Source organism: Oscillatoria sp. HE19RPO, assembly GCF_024220515.1.
GTDB lineage: Bacteria > Cyanobacteriota > Cyanobacteriia > Cyanobacteriales > Laspinemataceae > Laspinema.
Genome location: NZ_JAMXOT010000349.1, coordinates 1 through 1,514 on the forward strand (window position 1 = coordinate 1; position 1,514 = coordinate 1,514).

1 protein-coding gene is annotated in these 1,514 nt (G+C 52.6%); it reads left to right on the forward strand.

Features of this window, described 5'->3' with window-relative positions; all coding sequences use genetic code 11:
• Positions 1-1,514, forward strand: a 1,514-nt coding sequence (gene psaB, locus NG833_RS26170) for a photosystem I core protein PsaB (protein WP_254568210.1), incomplete at both ends; no start/stop codon positions are given.

Here is a 1,514-nt window from a genome sequence, read left to right on the forward strand (position 1 = left end):
CGTCGGATTTGGTACGGGATTGCAACCGCCCACGACTTTGAAAGCCATGACGGAATGACCGAGGAAAATCTTTACCAAAAGATTTTCGCCTCCCATTTCGGACACCTGGCCATCATCTTCCTCTGGACATCGGGCAACCTGTTCCACGTCGCTTGGCAAGGCAACTTCGAGCAGTGGATTAAAGACCCCTTAAACGTCCGTCCCATCGCTCACGCGATTTGGGACCCCCAATTCGGTGCACCGGCAGTGGATGCCTTCACCCAAGCGGGCGCTTCTAACCCAGTCAACATCGCCTACAGCGGTGTCTACCACTGGTGGTACACCATCGGCATGACCAAGAACTCTGACCTGTACCAAGGTGCCATCTTCCTGATGGTCCTGGCCGCAGTCATGCTCTTTGCCGGTTGGTTACACCTCCAACCGAAATTCCGCCCCTCGTTGGCTTGGTTCAAAAATGCGGAATCCCGCTTGAACCACCACCTAGCCGGTCTGTTCGGTGTCAGTTCCTTGGCCTGGACGGGTCACCTCGTCCACGTGGCTATCCCCGAATCCCGTGGTGTTCATGTCGGTTGGGATAACTTCCTCTCCGTCAAACCCCACCCAGCGGGTTTAGCCCCGTTCTTCACCGGGAACTGGGGTGTGTATGCTCAAAACCCTGACAGTGCAAGCCATGTATTTGGCACCGCTCAAGGGTCTGGCACTGCCATCCTCACCTTCTTAGGTGGTTTCCACCCCCAAACCGAGTCTCTGTGGTTGACAGATATCGCCCATCACCATTTGGCGATCGCTGTTCTATTCATCATCGCGGGTCATATGTACCGAACCAATTTCGGTATTGGCCACAGCATGAAGGAAATCATGGATGCCCACAATCCCCCGAAAGGCACTCCCTTCGGTGGTTTGCTCGGTGAGGGTCACAAGGGAATGTACGATACCTACAACAATTCACTGCACTTCCAATTGGGATGGCATTTGGCTGCTTTAGGTGTGATTACTTCCCTGGTGGCACAACATATGTACAGTCTGCCTCCCTATGCCTTCATGGCCCGGGATTACACGACACAGGCAGCCCTGTACACCCACCACCAGTACATTGCTGGATTCATCATGGTGGGAGCCTTTGCTCACGGCGCGATTTTCTTGGTTCGTGATTACGACCCAGAAGCGAACAAAAACAACGTTCTCTATCGCGTTTTAGAGCATAAGGAAGCGATTATTTCCCACTTAAGCTGGGTCTCGTTGTTCCTCGGATTCCATACTCTGGGTCTGTATGTGCACAACGATGTAGTCGTAGCTTTCGGGACTCCCGAAAAGCAAATCCTGATTGAACCTGTATTCGCGCAATGGATTCAAGCGGCGCACGGTAAAGCTCTTTATGGGTTTGATGTGTTACTGTCCAATCCGGATAGTATTGCTTCTACTGCATGGCCGAATAATGGGAATGTCTGGTTACCGGGTTGGTTGGATGCGATTAACAGCAGCACCAACTCTCTGTTCTTGACCATTGGTCCTGG